The 13,029-nt window shown below is 71.6% G+C and carries 13 protein-coding genes; 6 read left to right on the plus strand and 7 right to left on the minus strand.

Annotated features, from left to right (window positions below):
- The first annotated feature begins 130 nt into the window (after window positions 1-130).
- Window positions 131-457, plus strand: a complete 327-nt coding sequence (locus WME98_RS43995; protein ID WP_437947598.1) for an antibiotic biosynthesis monooxygenase family protein — start codon at window positions 131-133, stop codon at window positions 455-457.
- Window positions 458-530: 73 nt separating this feature from the next.
- Here WME98_RS43995 and WME98_RS44000 read toward each other — a convergent pair whose 3' ends face one another.
- Both WME98_RS44000 and WME98_RS44005 read right to left on the minus strand, forming a co-directional pair.
- Window positions 531-1,970, minus strand: a complete 1,440-nt coding sequence (locus WME98_RS44000) for a PLP-dependent aminotransferase family protein (RefSeq protein WP_437947599.1) — start codon at window positions 1,968-1,970, stop codon at window positions 531-533.
- Between the two features lie 3 nt (window positions 1,971-1,973).
- Complete coding sequence (locus WME98_RS44005; protein ID WP_020735854.1) at window positions 1,974-2,561, minus strand: LysE family translocator; 588 nt, start codon at window positions 2,559-2,561, stop codon at window positions 1,974-1,976.
- A 140-nt stretch (window positions 2,562-2,701) separates the two neighbouring features.
- Between WME98_RS44005 and WME98_RS44010 the strand changes: the two genes are divergently transcribed.
- The 4 genes from WME98_RS44010 to WME98_RS44025 all read left to right on the plus strand — a co-directional run bounded on the left by WME98_RS44010 (window position 2,702) and on the right by WME98_RS44025 (window position 6,266).
- A complete protein-coding gene (locus WME98_RS44010; protein ID WP_437947600.1) occupies window positions 2,702-3,241 on the plus strand; it encodes a hypothetical protein in 540 nt (179 codons plus the stop codon).
- 642 nt (window positions 3,242-3,883) lie between these two features.
- Entirely contained in the window at window positions 3,884-4,036 is a 153-nt protein-coding gene (locus WME98_RS44015; protein WP_437947601.1) for an ATP-binding protein, read from the plus strand.
- 127 nt (window positions 4,037-4,163) lie between these two features.
- Window positions 4,164-4,871: a response regulator transcription factor gene (locus WME98_RS44020; RefSeq protein ID WP_437947602.1), complete on the plus strand. Its 708-nt coding sequence runs from the start codon at window positions 4,164-4,166 to the stop codon at window positions 4,869-4,871.
- Between the two features lie 3 nt (window positions 4,872-4,874).
- Window positions 4,875-6,266, plus strand: a complete 1,392-nt coding sequence (locus WME98_RS44025; protein WP_437947603.1) for a HAMP domain-containing sensor histidine kinase — start codon at window positions 4,875-4,877, stop codon at window positions 6,264-6,266.
- Window positions 6,267-6,345: 79 nt separating this feature from the next.
- On the opposite strand, the gene WME98_RS44030 is transcribed toward WME98_RS44025, so the two are convergent.
- From WME98_RS44030 to WME98_RS44040, 3 genes are all read right to left on the minus strand, one after another.
- Window positions 6,346-6,783 (minus strand): hypothetical protein, encoded by a 438-nt coding sequence (locus tag WME98_RS44030; RefSeq protein WP_437947604.1) that lies wholly within the window; start codon window positions 6,781-6,783, stop codon window positions 6,346-6,348.
- A 120-nt stretch (window positions 6,784-6,903) separates the two neighbouring features.
- Entirely contained in the window at window positions 6,904-7,911 is a 1,008-nt protein-coding gene (locus WME98_RS44035) for an anion permease (RefSeq protein WP_437947605.1), read from the minus strand.
- On the minus strand, window positions 7,908-8,525 hold the full coding sequence (locus WME98_RS44040; protein WP_437947606.1) for a DUF47 domain-containing protein: 618 nt from the start codon (window positions 8,523-8,525) through the stop codon (window positions 7,908-7,910). The genes WME98_RS44035 and WME98_RS44040 overlap by 4 nt, the downstream gene beginning before the upstream one ends.
- 166 nt (window positions 8,526-8,691) lie before the next feature.
- On the opposite strand from WME98_RS44040, the gene WME98_RS44045 reads away from it, so the two are divergent.
- A complete protein-coding gene (locus WME98_RS44045; RefSeq protein ID WP_437947607.1) occupies window positions 8,692-9,465 on the plus strand; it encodes a polyphosphate polymerase domain-containing protein in 774 nt (257 codons plus the stop codon).
- 25 nt (window positions 9,466-9,490) lie between these two features.
- Here WME98_RS44045 and WME98_RS44050 read toward each other — a convergent pair whose 3' ends face one another.
- Together WME98_RS44050 and WME98_RS44055 are read right to left on the minus strand one after the other, a co-directional pair.
- A complete protein-coding gene (locus WME98_RS44050; protein ID WP_437947608.1) occupies window positions 9,491-10,897 on the minus strand; it encodes a TolC family protein in 1,407 nt (468 codons plus the stop codon).
- Window positions 10,885-12,975 (minus strand): HlyD family efflux transporter periplasmic adaptor subunit, encoded by a 2,091-nt coding sequence (locus WME98_RS44055; RefSeq protein WP_437947609.1) that lies wholly within the window; start codon window positions 12,973-12,975, stop codon window positions 10,885-10,887. Before WME98_RS44055 ends, WME98_RS44050 begins: the two co-directional genes overlap by 13 nt.
- Between the last annotated feature and the right edge of the window lie 54 nt (window positions 12,976-13,029).

A 13,029-nucleotide genomic window follows, 5' to 3' on the forward strand; every position in this document is an offset into this window, starting at 1 on the left:
GCGTTCCGGCTGTCCTCGAGGGCGCGTCTGCTGCGGCGCGCTTGACAGGGGCGAGAGCTCTGGCGTTTCGTACGCCCCGCAGCGCGGGGCATCGATCGCGTACCCCGGGCGCGCTGCTGCAGGAGGTCGCATGATTCGACGGATCTGGCACGGCTGGACAACCCCCGAGAACGCAGACGCGTACGAAGCCCTGCTCAAGACGGAGATCTTCCCGGGGATCCTGGCGAAGCAGGTGAGAGGCTTCCGCCGCATCGAGCTGCTCCGGCGCCCGCTCGGAGACGAGGTCGAGTTCGTCACCATCATGGGGTTCGACTCGATCGAGGACGTGAAGGCGTTCGCCGGCGAGGCCTACGAGACCGCGTACGTGCCAGCCAAGGCGCGCCAGGTCCTCGCCCGCTTCGACGCCCGATCGCAGCACTACGAGGTCCGCGAGACGCGCGTGAGCGAGGACCCGTAAGCCAGCGCCACCCACGCCGGCGACGCGCGATCCCTCCCAGCAGGCGTGACGCCGGCGGCCGCCCCCCGGCCCGCTACGCCACCACCCCGGCCCTCTCCATCGCCCCCCGCGCGCTCGCCACCGCCGCGAACCGCTGCGTCAGGTACTCCGCCACCCGCGCGTGCTGGCTGAACACCGCGTTGAACCGGAGGTGCGGATCGCCCGCCCCGTCCGCCATGAACGTCGCCCCGCGCGCCAGCAGGATCTTGTTGAGATAAGCGTCCTTCACCAGCTCGTCGACGTCCACGCCGCGCGGCACCGCGCCCCAGAGGAACAGCCCGCCCTCGCCCGGATGGTCGAGCAGCACGCCGGCGTCGCGCAGCCGGCGCGCCGCCGCGTTCCGCGCCGCGCCGAGCTTCTGCTGCAGCCGGTCGATGTGCTTGCGCCACCTGCCGGCCGACAGCACCTCCAGCAGCACGAGCTCGTTCAGCGCGCCGGTCGTCAGCACCGAGTAGATCTTCTCGCGCAGGAGCGGCTTCAGCCGCCCCGGCTCGGCCGCGATGTAGCCCAGGCGCAGCGCCGGGCTCAGCGCCTTGCAGAAGCTCGAATAATAGACGACCCCGTCCAGCCCCGAGAGCTGCGCCAGCCGCGTCGGGTGCCCGGGGTGGAAGTGACCGTGCACGTCGTCCTCGGCGATGAGCACGCCGTGCTGGTGCGCGATCAGCAGCGCGCGGTGCAGATTGGCGGCGCTCGACCCCCAGCCGGTCGGGTTGTGCAGCACGCTCTGCAGGAACATCAGCTTGGGCCGGTGCTCGCGGCACGCCGCCTCCAGCGCCCCGAGATCCACGCCGTCGGGCCTCCGCGCGACCGGCACGATGCGGTAGCCCGCTTGCCGCAGGCGGCCGAATATCAGGAAATAGCCGGGGTTTTCCACGAGCACCGCGTCGCCCGGCTGGAGGGTGCTCCGGCAGATCAGGTCGATGGCGTGCGTGCCGCCCCAGGTGGTGAGCACGCGGCCCGCGTCGGCCGGGATGCCCTGCGCGCGCAGCAGCGTCGCGATCCGCTCGCGCAGCGCGGGCAGCCCCTGCGGCGGGCAGCGCGCCGCCATGCCGGCGTCGCTCCGGGCGAGCGCGCGCTGGAGCACCGTCGCGGGGATGGCGTCGCTCAGCCAGCTCGCCGGGAGGGCGCCGCTGCTCGCCAGCAGCACGCCGGCGCGCTGGTCGTTCGACTGCTGCGCCAGCCACACCGGCTCCTGCTCCTCCCCGGCCTCGAGCCACGCCTCGCTCGGCATCGGCGACGCCGCCTCGCACACGAAGTAGCCGGACGTGCCGCGCGACTCGACGAGCCCGGCCGCCGCCAGCCGATCGTAGGCCGCGACCACGGTGTTGGGGCTCACGCCCAGCTGACCGGACAGCTGGCGGATCGACGTCAGCCGCGCGCCGGGCGGCAGCCGCGCGCCCTCGATCAGCGCGCGCAGCCGCGCCTCGATCTGGTCGGCCAGGGGAACGGCGGAGTCGCGGTCGAGCGAGAACATGGGTCAGCGCAGGAACAGGAGCGCCAGCACCGCCAGCGCGCCGGCCATGATGCCATTGAACACCCGCTGCCGTCGCGGATCGGTCAGAAATCGCCGGAGCGCCACGCCGAACAGCGCCCACGCCGAGATGCACGGGAAGATGACGACGAGGCCGACGGCGGACACGAGCAGCGCGCCGCTCGCAGCGCCCATGCCCGCCGGCATGAACACCGAGGCCAGCGTGACCGCCTTGACCCAGCTCTTCGGGTTGACGGCCTGGAACAGCGCCCCCTGTGCGAACGACAGCGGCCGCGGCACCTCGGCGCCCTTGAGCGCGGCGCCGCCGGTCAGCCGCCATGCCAGCACGAGCAGGTACAGCGCGCCGGTCACGCGCAGCACGCCGTGGAGCGCCGGGTACGCGGTGAACAGCGCGCCCAGGCCGAGGCACGTGACGAAGGTCTGGACCGCGCCGCCCACGCTGATGCCCAGCACATGCGGCAGCGTCCCGCGGTAGCCGAAGTTGGCGCCCGAGGCGGTGAGCATCATGTTGTTCGGCCCGGGGGTGCTGGACATCACGAAGCAATAGGTCGCAAGGGGCACGAGCTCGGTCATGGGGGGAAGCTCCGGTCGGGGATGGGCCAGAGCGTAAGGAGGCGGCGCTCGCCGGTGAAGGCACAGGGGCCGCGCCGCGCGAAAGCACTGTGTCAGTCGCGCGGCTGGTACAGTTCGGAGGCCGTGAGCGTGGAGGAGACATGACGGACGAATCAGCGGACCGCGCGGCCGAGAACGCGGCGTTCTTCCGACCGGAGAACGAGGAAGAGGGCTCGCGCGAGGAGAGCTCGAGCCCCACGGGGAAGTACAGGCTCGTGGTCTCGAGCTACTCGACCGGACACGGCACCTGGGACTACACCCAGGGCGCGGTCTACAGGGCGGGCGCTGCCGACCCCATCGCCGTCGTGCAGCGGAACTTCGGGTCGTTCCCGTTCCTCTTCGTCGAGGCGCACCCGAACGGCCACGACTACCTGGTGTGCGGCGAGGACTATCAGGGCCAGACCGTGGTGGAGCTCGACACCGGGAAGCGCCGAGACCACCTGCCGGAGGAGGCGAGGGAAGGGGTCGGCTTCTGCTGGGTGGACATGCGGTTCGAGCCGTCGGTCGCGATGCTCGTCGTCGAAGGGTGCGTCTGGGCGTGCCCGTACGAGCTGCGGTTCTTCGACTTCGCGGACCCGATGTCCGGGTGGCCCCGGGAGCGGGCAAGAATTCCCGCCAGGATTTTTGTGATGATTAGGTAGGGCCGGGAGAATTGTCAATGATTTCATTTGTTTGTGGCTGTTTTCCAGCCGAGCGAGCCCCCCCATAAATCAGACCGACTACGCCGGATGCGCCGGTTGAAACGACCACGAGCATCATCAAATCAACTGCCATGGACCAACCGCGTGAACTGCGTGACGCCAGCATCCAGACGATGATGAGTGGAATCGTCAGCAGTCCCGACACGGCAATGCTGAACAGCGACCGCAGTGAACCCAGATCCTCTCGGGAATTTGCCGCTGCGCGGATGGCTAGCTCGTAGCCCAGAACTAGTGCAGAGTAGCCTAGCAGCGCTACCGAGAGGAAACCTCAGCCGTCGCCCCAATTGACGTTTATCGGCTTGGACATCGCCACGCCGCCGACGACGATGACGCCGAGACCGAGGGACAGTGCACCTGCTCGTTCGGGAGTGTTCATGCCGCGATTGTACCGGGTGCATGCCTCAACGAAGCCCGCACCTAGCGACTGGTGGCACCGCTCTGTTCGGGACGGGTCGCTTGCTCAGCTCGACAACCGGCGCCGCGGCGCGGACCTTGACGCTGCGGCCGCCTGCCTCTCGGGCGCCATGTACGGGGCGCAGATGACGGCACCGAGCTCGCTCGATGTCTCCCCGGGCGGCCCCGGTGACGAGCGCGCGACCGGGGGTGGGCCTCGGCCTGGTGCTGGCGCGTCGGATCGTCGAGGCGCACGACGGCCGGCTGGAGATCGCGAGCCGCGTGGGCGAGGGGAAGACGGCGCGGATCGCGCTGCCGGCGGCGGCGGGGGACGCTGCGTGAGTCCTGCGAGCGGGCAGGGAGCCTCGGTGCGCGTGCAACGCTCGTGGCCGCATGCCCGCTCCATCCATGTTAAGCAACGGTTAACGGGCTTCCCCGCCCGGCGCGCGAATGTTACGCTGCGGTGACAATGGCAGTTGAGAGGTGCGCGGCGTCGATCGTGTACATCGAGGACGACGAGAAGCTCGCGCGGCTCACGGCGCGGTACCTCCAATCGCACAACATGTGCGTCACGGTCGTGGCCGAGGCTCGCGAGGGCATCGCCTGCGTCCTGCGCGAGCGTCCCGACGTCATCCTCCTCGATCTCATGCTCCCCGAGATCGACGGCATCGAGGTCTGCCAGAAGCTCCGCGCCCGCGTCGATACGCCGATCATCATGGTCACGGCGCGGGGCGAGGAGACCGATCGCGTGCTGGGCCTCGAAGGAGGCGCGGACGACTACATCGCCAAGCCGTTCTCGGCGCGGGAGCTTTTGGCGCGCATCCGGGCGCAGGCGCGGCGCGCCCGCGGCCTCGCGGGCCCCACCTCGGAGCGCCGCCTCGTCACCGGCTCGCTCACCGTCGATCCGGCCGCGCGGCGGGCGATCTTCGGCGGCGCCGAGCTGTCGCTCACGACCTACGAGTTCCAGCTGCTCTACACGCTGGCCGGGCGCGCAGGGCGCGTGCTCACGCGCGAGCAGCTCGTCGAGCTCGTGCGGGGCAGCGCCGACGAGGCGTTCGATCGGTCGATCGACGTGCACATCTCCCACTTGCGCAGAAAGCTCGGCGACGATCCGAGGAGCCCCCGGATCATCAAGACCGTCCGCGGCATCGGCTACCTCTTCGCCGACGACGCGTGAAGCATGGCGATCCGGGACCTCCTGCGCGGGCGGCTGGCGCTCCGCATCTACCTCGTGGGGCTCGCGCAGATCGCGGTCGTCGTGGCCGGCTTCATCGCCGTCATGGAGCTGAACCGGCGGACCGGCCAGAACCCCGGTAGGCAACAGCTCCGATTCATCGCCAGCGTCATCGCCCGCTCGATCGACGATCCGCGCGCGCTCGAGGGCGTCCTCGCGAGCGCGAGCGAAGAGCTGAACGCCACGATCACCGTGATCGATCCGGACGGCGCGGTCCGCGCGAGCGGCGCCCCCGCGGGGGCTCTGCGCTGCGTCCCGACAGGCTCAGCCTGGCCGCCGGATTCCGAGACACCGCGCTGCCATACGTCTCCGCTCCGCTTTCCGGACGGCCGGGAGGGGCTCGTCGAGCTGATGGCCCCGCCGCCGCCGCCGCCGTTCAGCGGGCTGCGCGTGATCGCCTTCGTCCTCTTCGTGGTCGGCGTCTCGTCGTGGCTCCTGGCGCGCACGCTCACGCGCCCGCTGCGCCAGCTGTCGGCTGCCGCGCGCGCCTTCGGCGGCGGCAACCTGAAAGCCCGCGCCGTCCTTCCGAGCCGGGACGAGCTTGGCGAGGTGTCCCGCGCCTTCGACGAGATGGCCGATCGTGTGACCGAGCTGTTGCGGGCCGAGAGGGAGTTGCTCGCCAACGTCTCGCACGAGCTGCGCACGCCCCTGTCGCGCATCCGGATGGCGCTCGCGCTCATCTCGGAGGCGGAGGGAGACGTCGCCGTCGCGCAGGAGCTGTTCGCCGACGTCTGCGGCGACCTCGACGAGCTCGAGCGGCTCATCACCGACGTCCTCACCGCCGCGCGGCTCGACCTCGAGGACGCCGCCTCGCCAGGCGGCATTCCCCCGCTCCGGCGCGAGCACGTGGACGTCGCCGGTCTGCTCGCGCACGCGGCGTCGCGCTTTTGCGCGGCGCATCCGAAGCGGACGCTGCGGCTCGACGTGCCCGAGGATCTGCCCTCGATCGACGCCGACGCCGTGCTCCTTCGGCGCGTCATCGACAATCTGCTCGAGAACGCTCACAAGTACACGGAGCGGACCTCCGCCGCGATCGAGCTAGTCGCGCGCGGTGGGAGCGAGGTCTCGATCGAGGTGATCGACGAAGGCATCGGCATCGCTGCCGCGGACCTTTCGCGCGCATTTCGACCGTTCTTTCGCGCCGACAGGAGCCGCACCCGCGCGACTGGAGGCTTGGGGCTCGGCCTTACGTTGGCGAAGCGCATCGTCGACGCCCACGGGGGCCAGATCGAGCTCGTGAGCGCCCCGAACGAAGGGACGCGCGCGCGCGTGCGGCTCCCGATCGCGCGCGCGCCGGCGGCTCGTTCGATGCCCGCGCACGATCGCGGCGAAGGCTAAGCGCTTCGAGGAAGCCACCGCCACCGGCGGTCGGGGGATAACGACGTTCCAGGCCCGAGCCGGCGGGCCTCGCGTGGCGTCACTGGGCCGCCCCGGGCACGCAGAGGCCCATCATGCAGTTGTTGCCGGCCGCGCAGTCCTGCGCTCCGGCGCACGGGAACGAGCATCGTTGCGCGGTCAGGTTGCACCTGTGCGTCCCGCAGCTCGAGTCGGACTGACACGGCAACGCCAAAGGGTTTGTCGTGGTTCCTGCCGCGGTCGCCGTCGTCGTGGGCGCCGTGGTGGTCCCTTGCTGCGGGTATCCTTGCTGCGGATACCCCTGCTGCGGGTATGCCTGCTGCGGGTATGCCTGCTGCGGATACCCCTGCTGCGGGTATGCCTGCGCGGCTCCCTGCTGGGTATATCCTCCCTGCGCCGTGGACGGGTCCTGCGCCGGAGGCTCGCTGGAGCAGGCGGTGACCGAGATCGGCATGGTGAAGAGAGCGAGGGCGAACAGCGAGGAGACTTTCTTTTCCATAGAGCTGTATCCCCGAGCCTGCGGGATCTCTGTTCTGGAGGTGTGAACGGATTGTGAGCGATTGTGTAGCTCGCCTCGAGGCGAGCACGGCGCCCCGGCCCCCGCGTTTGCAGGCCTCGGTCAGGGCGCTCCGGTCACCGCGCGGGCCGCGGCGTAGGTGAGGGCAGCGAGCAGCGCCGAGGCCGGGATGGTGAAGATCCAGGCCCAGACGATGCGGCCAGCCACGCCCCAGCGCACAGCCGACAGCCGGCCGCTCACAGCGCCGACGCCGACGATCGCGCCGGTGATGGTGTGCGTGGTGCTCACCGGGACCCCCAACGCGGTCGCGCTGAAGAGCGTGGCCGCGCCCGCGGTCTCCGCGGCGAAGCCGCCCACGGGCCTGAGCTTCGTGATCTTCATCCCCATGGTCTTCACGATCCGCCACCCGCCCGACAGCGTGCCCAGGCCCATGGCGGCGTGGCAGACCAGCACCACCCAGAGCATGGGCTGCATTTTCGCGCCGCCCTCCTGGACGCCGGTCGAGACGAGCAGCGCGGTAATGATGCCCATGGTCTTCTGCGCGTCGTTGCCGCCGTGCCCGAGCGAATAGGCTGCTGCCGAGAGCAGCTGCAGACGCCGGAACCGCACGTCCACCGTGCCAGGCGCCGAGCGCCGCCCGAGCCGCCGGATGGCGTGCATCAGCGCGAACCCGAGCGCGGAACCCACGAGCGGCGAGACGACGATGAACGCCGCGGTCGTCCCGAAGATCTTCGCGTCGAGCACGGAGACGCGGCCGGCGTTGAGCACGGCCGCGCCCGCGAAGCCGCCCATGAGCGCGTGCGAGGACGACGAGGGCAGGCCCCACCACCAGGTGAGCAGGTTCCAGAGGATCGCGCCGGCGAGCGCCGCGAGGATCACGTTGGGGGTGATGAAGGCCGGCTCGACGCCCTTGGCGATGTTGCGGGCGACCGTCGGCTCGAACAGGGCGAACGCGATGAAGTTGAAGAGCGCGGCCCAGACCACCGCGCTCCGCGGGGAGAGCACCCGTGTGGAGACCACGGTGGCGATGGAATTGGCGGCGTCGTGGAAGCCGTTGATAAAGTCGAAGGCCAACGCGACGACGATGATGGCGATGACGTAGGTCGTCATGCGTGCTCGAGCACCACGCCCTCGATGACGTTGGCGACGTCCTCGCACCGGTCAGTGGCGTTCTCGAGCTGATCGTAGATGTCACGCCACTTCATCACGAGCAGCGGGTCGCTGCCCTGCTTGAAGAGCGCCGCCAGGGCCACGCGGTAGTGCGCGTCGGCGGCGTTCTCGTGGCGGTTGATCTCGACGCAGAACTCGAGCAGCCGGGCGCGGTTCTTCACGTCGCGGAGCGAGCTGGTCGCCGCGCTCATGGTGACGCACGCGGCCACCACCGACTCCGCGAGGAGGCGCGCCTCCGCTATCGCGCTTTTGATCTCGAAGAGGACGATACGCTCGCTGGCGGCCTCGATGCAATCGAGCACGTCGTCGAGCCGGGTGATCAGCGCGTGGATCTCCTCACGATCGAGGGGGGTGATCCAGGTCCTGTGCAGCGCAGCCAGGCAGCTGTGCGTGATCCGGTCCCCCTCGTGCTCGATCTCCTTAATTCTCTTGGCGATGACCGGGGCGTCCTCCAGCTGGTCGAGCATTTGCAGGAGGAGCTTGCTCGCCGTGGCGCTCTTCTGCGCGTGCTCGGCGAGGGCGTCGAAGAAGAAGGCGTCCTGGGTCAGTCCCATGCCGAGTTGAATAATCCGGGATCCCGGGGCGCGTCAACGCGCGCAAACGAACCAAAACACCTCGTTAATAAATGAAAACAATGGGACTCGCCTCCTCCTCCTCTTGCGAGTCCCACCGTCGATCTTACGATCGAGCACGTTGAGCGCGCGCCGCTCTCCTTCCGCCATGGACAGCATCATCGAGCGCTACGAGTACAAATACCTGATCCCGGATCGGCTCATCCCGGCGATCCGCGCCGCGGCGCGGACGACCTCGCGCATCGACAAATACGCCGGGCCCGACGGGACGTACCGCATCCGGTCGCTCTATTTCGACACCGACCGCTTCGACCTCTACTGGGCCAACGAGCGGGAGCAGGGGGATCGCTTCAAGCTGCGCGCCCGCGTCTACCCGGGGAGCAAGGCGAGCCCCGTGTTCCTGGAGGTCAAGCGGCGGGTGCTGGACGTCATCGTGAAGACGCGCGCGGCCGTGCCGGCGGAGCTGTGGCGCGAGGTGCTCGCAGGGCACGACACGGCGCTCTCCGCGCTCCCACCCGCGGCGCGGGCAGGGGCCCTGCGCTTCCTCGCCCCGTATCACCGCCACCACCTGCGCCCCGCGGTGCTCGTCGAGTACGAGCGGGAGGCGTTCATCAGCGAGGTCGAGGCGTACGCGCGGCTGACGTTCGATCGCAAGATCGCGGTTCAGAGCTGGGACTCGCTCGATCTGGAGGCAGATCCGCGGAGGTGGCGGCCCATCGATCATACGGCGCAGACGCGGACGGCGGAGCCCGTCACCGTGCTCGAACTCAAGTTCGAGCGGCGGCCGCCGGCGTGGATGGTCGCCCTGGTCAAGCGCCTCGAACTCATCCGCTATTCGTTCTCGAAGTACTGTTATGGCGTGAACGCGGAGCTGACTCTGCCGGGGGAGCGATCGCCGAGGAGGGGCGGGCGCGGCGGGTGAGCCGCCGATCAACCACCCTTCATCTTCATCGTCGCGCGGCGCCGCCCGGCGCCGCGGGGAGGTGGCCGCCGACGGCGCGGCGCAGCTCGGTGAGCGCCGTGCGATGGCGGCGCAGGAGCTCGAGGAGCTTGATCTCCATCTCCAGGCGCTGTTCGTCGGTGGAGAGGGCGTCCACGGCGGGGAGGGCCCGGTCCTCGAGGGCGCGCCGGGCCGCCGTGGCCGCGCGCTCGGCGACGGGGAGCGCCCGGGCGCGGAGCTCGGTGACCAGCGTCGCGGCGGCCTCGACCTCCCGGAGGCGCGCGCGCACCTCGCGCGCCACCAGCCTCACCTGGGCGGCGAGGCCGCTCCGCGCCGCGCGGGTCGCCGTCTCGGCGGCGAGGGTAGCCGAGCGGTTGGAGTTGAAGATGGGCAGCTCGATGCCGGCCTCGAACGTCCAGCCCAGCCCGCGCTCGGTGCCAGGCGAGAACTCGTAGCCGAGCTCCAGGAACGAGAACCAGGGCCAGCGCTTGCGGCGCTCGATGAACGCCTGCGCGTCGGCGGCGTCGATCTGCGCGGCCGCGGCGGCGACCTCGAGGCGGTTTCTGAGCGCCGTCTCGATCAGCGCGTCCTCCGAGGGGAGCGCGGGGGGCGGCCACGCGGCCAGCGGATCGCCGACGAGGCGCACGGGCGCGGCGGGGTCGAGCCCGACGCGCTCCAGGAGCTCGCCGCGCACGGCGCGCAGGCGCGCGCGGTGGTCCACGCTATCCTGCTCCGCCTCGATCGCGGACAGCTCAGCCTTGGCCTCGTCGAGCGCCGTGGCCGCGGCAGCCTGGACCCGGGTCTTGGCGTTCGCGGCGATGGCCCGGCGCACCGCGACGACGGCGTCCGCGGCCGCGATCTCCGCCTCGAGCAGGATCGCGTCGTCGAAGAGCCAGCGGATGTCGGCCTCGACGGCGAGCACCTCGGCGTGGGCCTCCGCGCGCGCGGCGGCCTCCTCGGCGCGCGCCGCGGCGACCTCGGCGTCGATCTCGCCCGGGCGGGCGGGGCGGAAGCGGACCCCGGCTGCCAGCCGTGGCTCGCCGGCGAGGACCTCGTCGAGGCGCAGCTGCGAGACGCGGAGCTCCGGGTTCTCGTGGTGGCTCTCCGCCGCGGCCGCGGCCTCGGCCGCGTCCGCGAGGGCGGTGAGCTCGGCGAGGCGCGGGCTGTTGTCCCTGGCCATGGCCACCGCCTGGTCCACGGTCAGCGTGCCGGGAGCCGCGCCCGCGGCCGCGCGCGCGGCGGGGCGGAGCGCAGGGCCTCCTCGCGGCGCGGGGTGAGCGCCGCCGCGCGCGCGGTCCTGGCGGTAGAGGGCGACGGCGCGCTCGACGCCGGGCGCGCTGCTCGGCGCGTAGCAGCCCGCGAGCGCGAGGCCCAGCGCGGCGAGGAGGACGCGCTCGACCCTCAGCGGTCCCACGAGAGCTCCTGGAAAGACGGCGCGCTGCTGCCGGCGTCGAAGACGACCATCAGCTTGCCCGCGGACAGCGAGGGGGCGATCCCCTCGGGCTTCAGCCCAGGGAAGCGCTGCACGAGGCGCGGGGCGAGGGCGCCGGGCTGCGGGCCGTCGACCCGCCAGAGCGCGCCCGCGTCGCCGTCCGCCGTGGAGGGCGTCGACGCGATGGCGAGCGAGCCGTCGGGCAGGAACAGGAGATCGGAGATGCCGCCCGGCGTGGCCCGGCCCGCGAGATCCACGTCGACGCGCGCGCGCGCCCAGAGCGAGAGGCCGGCGTCCTCGAGGAGCTTCGGGTCGGCCGGGGGCTCGCTTCCTTTGCCCTTGCCCCTGCCGGCGGTGCCCGTCGCGGGCCGCCGTTCCGGGAAGAGCGCGCCCGGCGACGCGACCCGCCAGATCATCGCGTTGCCCTGCGCGTCGAGCGGGGCCTTCAGCCCGAGGTAGAGCGAGCCTTGGTTGAAGGCGATGCCCTCGATGTCGAGCTCGCGCGTGCCGCGCGGGAGCCCGAGCGCCGCGGCGCGCTCGGCGCTCGCGTCGAGCATCTCGGCGAGGTGGACCTCGCCGTCCACGCGGAAGCCCTGACCGTCGCTGCGCAGGCGGAGGAGCGCCGTGCGGCCCGGCTTGCGCCGCCCCTTCTTGTTGTAGCTCTGCGAGGAGAGGAGGTAGATCTCGCCCGCGTCGCCGGCGGCGATCCCCTCGACGTCGACGAGCTCGTCGACGCCCTGCACCACGACGGGCTCCGGGTCGACGGCGCCGGTCGCGGACATCGCGAAGAGCCACGGCGCGCCCTCGTCGTCCTTGCCGTCATGGCCCGTGTCGTCGCTGATGATCAGGTAGCGCCCCTCGGCGGGGCGAACGAGGAGCCCCGAGGGCTCGAACCGCGATCGCTGCGAGAGCGCCGGCGGCACCCGCATGGCGAGCGCGCGCACCGCTGCGGCGGGCGACGGTGGGGCGGCGGAGGACGGGGCGGCGCTGAGCGCGGCGTGGCCGGGCTTGAACACCACGTCGAACGCCTGGCCGGCGAGGACGTCCACGGGGTACTCGAGCGCGATGGTGACCTCACGGCCCCACATGGGCTGCCGCGGCGACGTCCAGCAGCGCATGGGCAGCTCGGCGACGAGCGGGCCCAGCGCGGCGATCTTGCCGGGGAGCGGCTCGCCGCGCCGGCCGCGGACCCAGAGCCGGGCGGCGTCCCCCTCGGCGAGGCCGAGGGCGGAGCGCTCCGGGACGCAGGCGACCACGGCGCCGCGCGGGCTCACCACGCGCACCACCGGTTCGCCGGGCGCGGCCACGTCGCCGACCTGCTTGTCGATGCCGGCGACGCGCCCGCCGCTCGTGGCGCGGAGCGCGTAGCCCGCCCGGCGTTGCTCGAGCATCTCGACGTTGCGCCGGGCGACGAGCAGGTCGGCCTCCAGCTTGGCCGCGGCCGCGGACGGCTGCCCCTCCGCCTCCTGCCGGCGCTGCTTGGCGACCTGGATCTGCCGGGAGAGGAGGCCGAGCGTGCGGGGCTTCTCCGCGGCGAGGGCCGCGGCGCCGGCTTGCTGCACGGCGAGCTTGGAGAGGTCGTCGACGACCGCCAGCCGGTCCTCGACGAGCTGCTTGACCCTGGCGACCTCGTCGCCGAGCACCTGGGCCTCGGCGCTCGCCTGGAGCTGCTCCTCGCGCTGCCGCGCCAGATCGCGCTGAAGCTCCTCGACGGTCAGGTCGAGCTCGTGGGCGAGGAGGGACTGCTCGGCCCGCGCTTCGGCCTCGAGCTGCGCCGCCTCCGCCTGGGCGACGGCGATCTCCGCGTCGATCGCGGAGGTGTCCAGCGTGGCCACGATCTGCCCCGGGGCCACCTCGTCGTTGAGGCCGACGTGGATCGACGCCACCCGCGCGATCTCGGTGGGGGCGAGCGCCTGGAGCACCGGCTGCTCGAAGCCGACGATGGGCCCGCGATCGTCGCCGCCGAAATGGAGGTACGAGGTGACGCCGAGGGTGGCGACAAGGCAAATCCAGGGGGCGGCGTCCTGGAGCGCCGCGCGGAGTCGGTGGGTGATCATCATGGAAGGATCCTCGCGCGCTGAACAGCGCAATGAATCAACGGCACTGGTCCACTG

This window comes from Sorangium sp. So ce296 (assembly GCF_051529605.1).
Lineage (GTDB): Bacteria > Myxococcota_A > Polyangia > Polyangiales > Polyangiaceae > Sorangium > Sorangium cellulosum_D.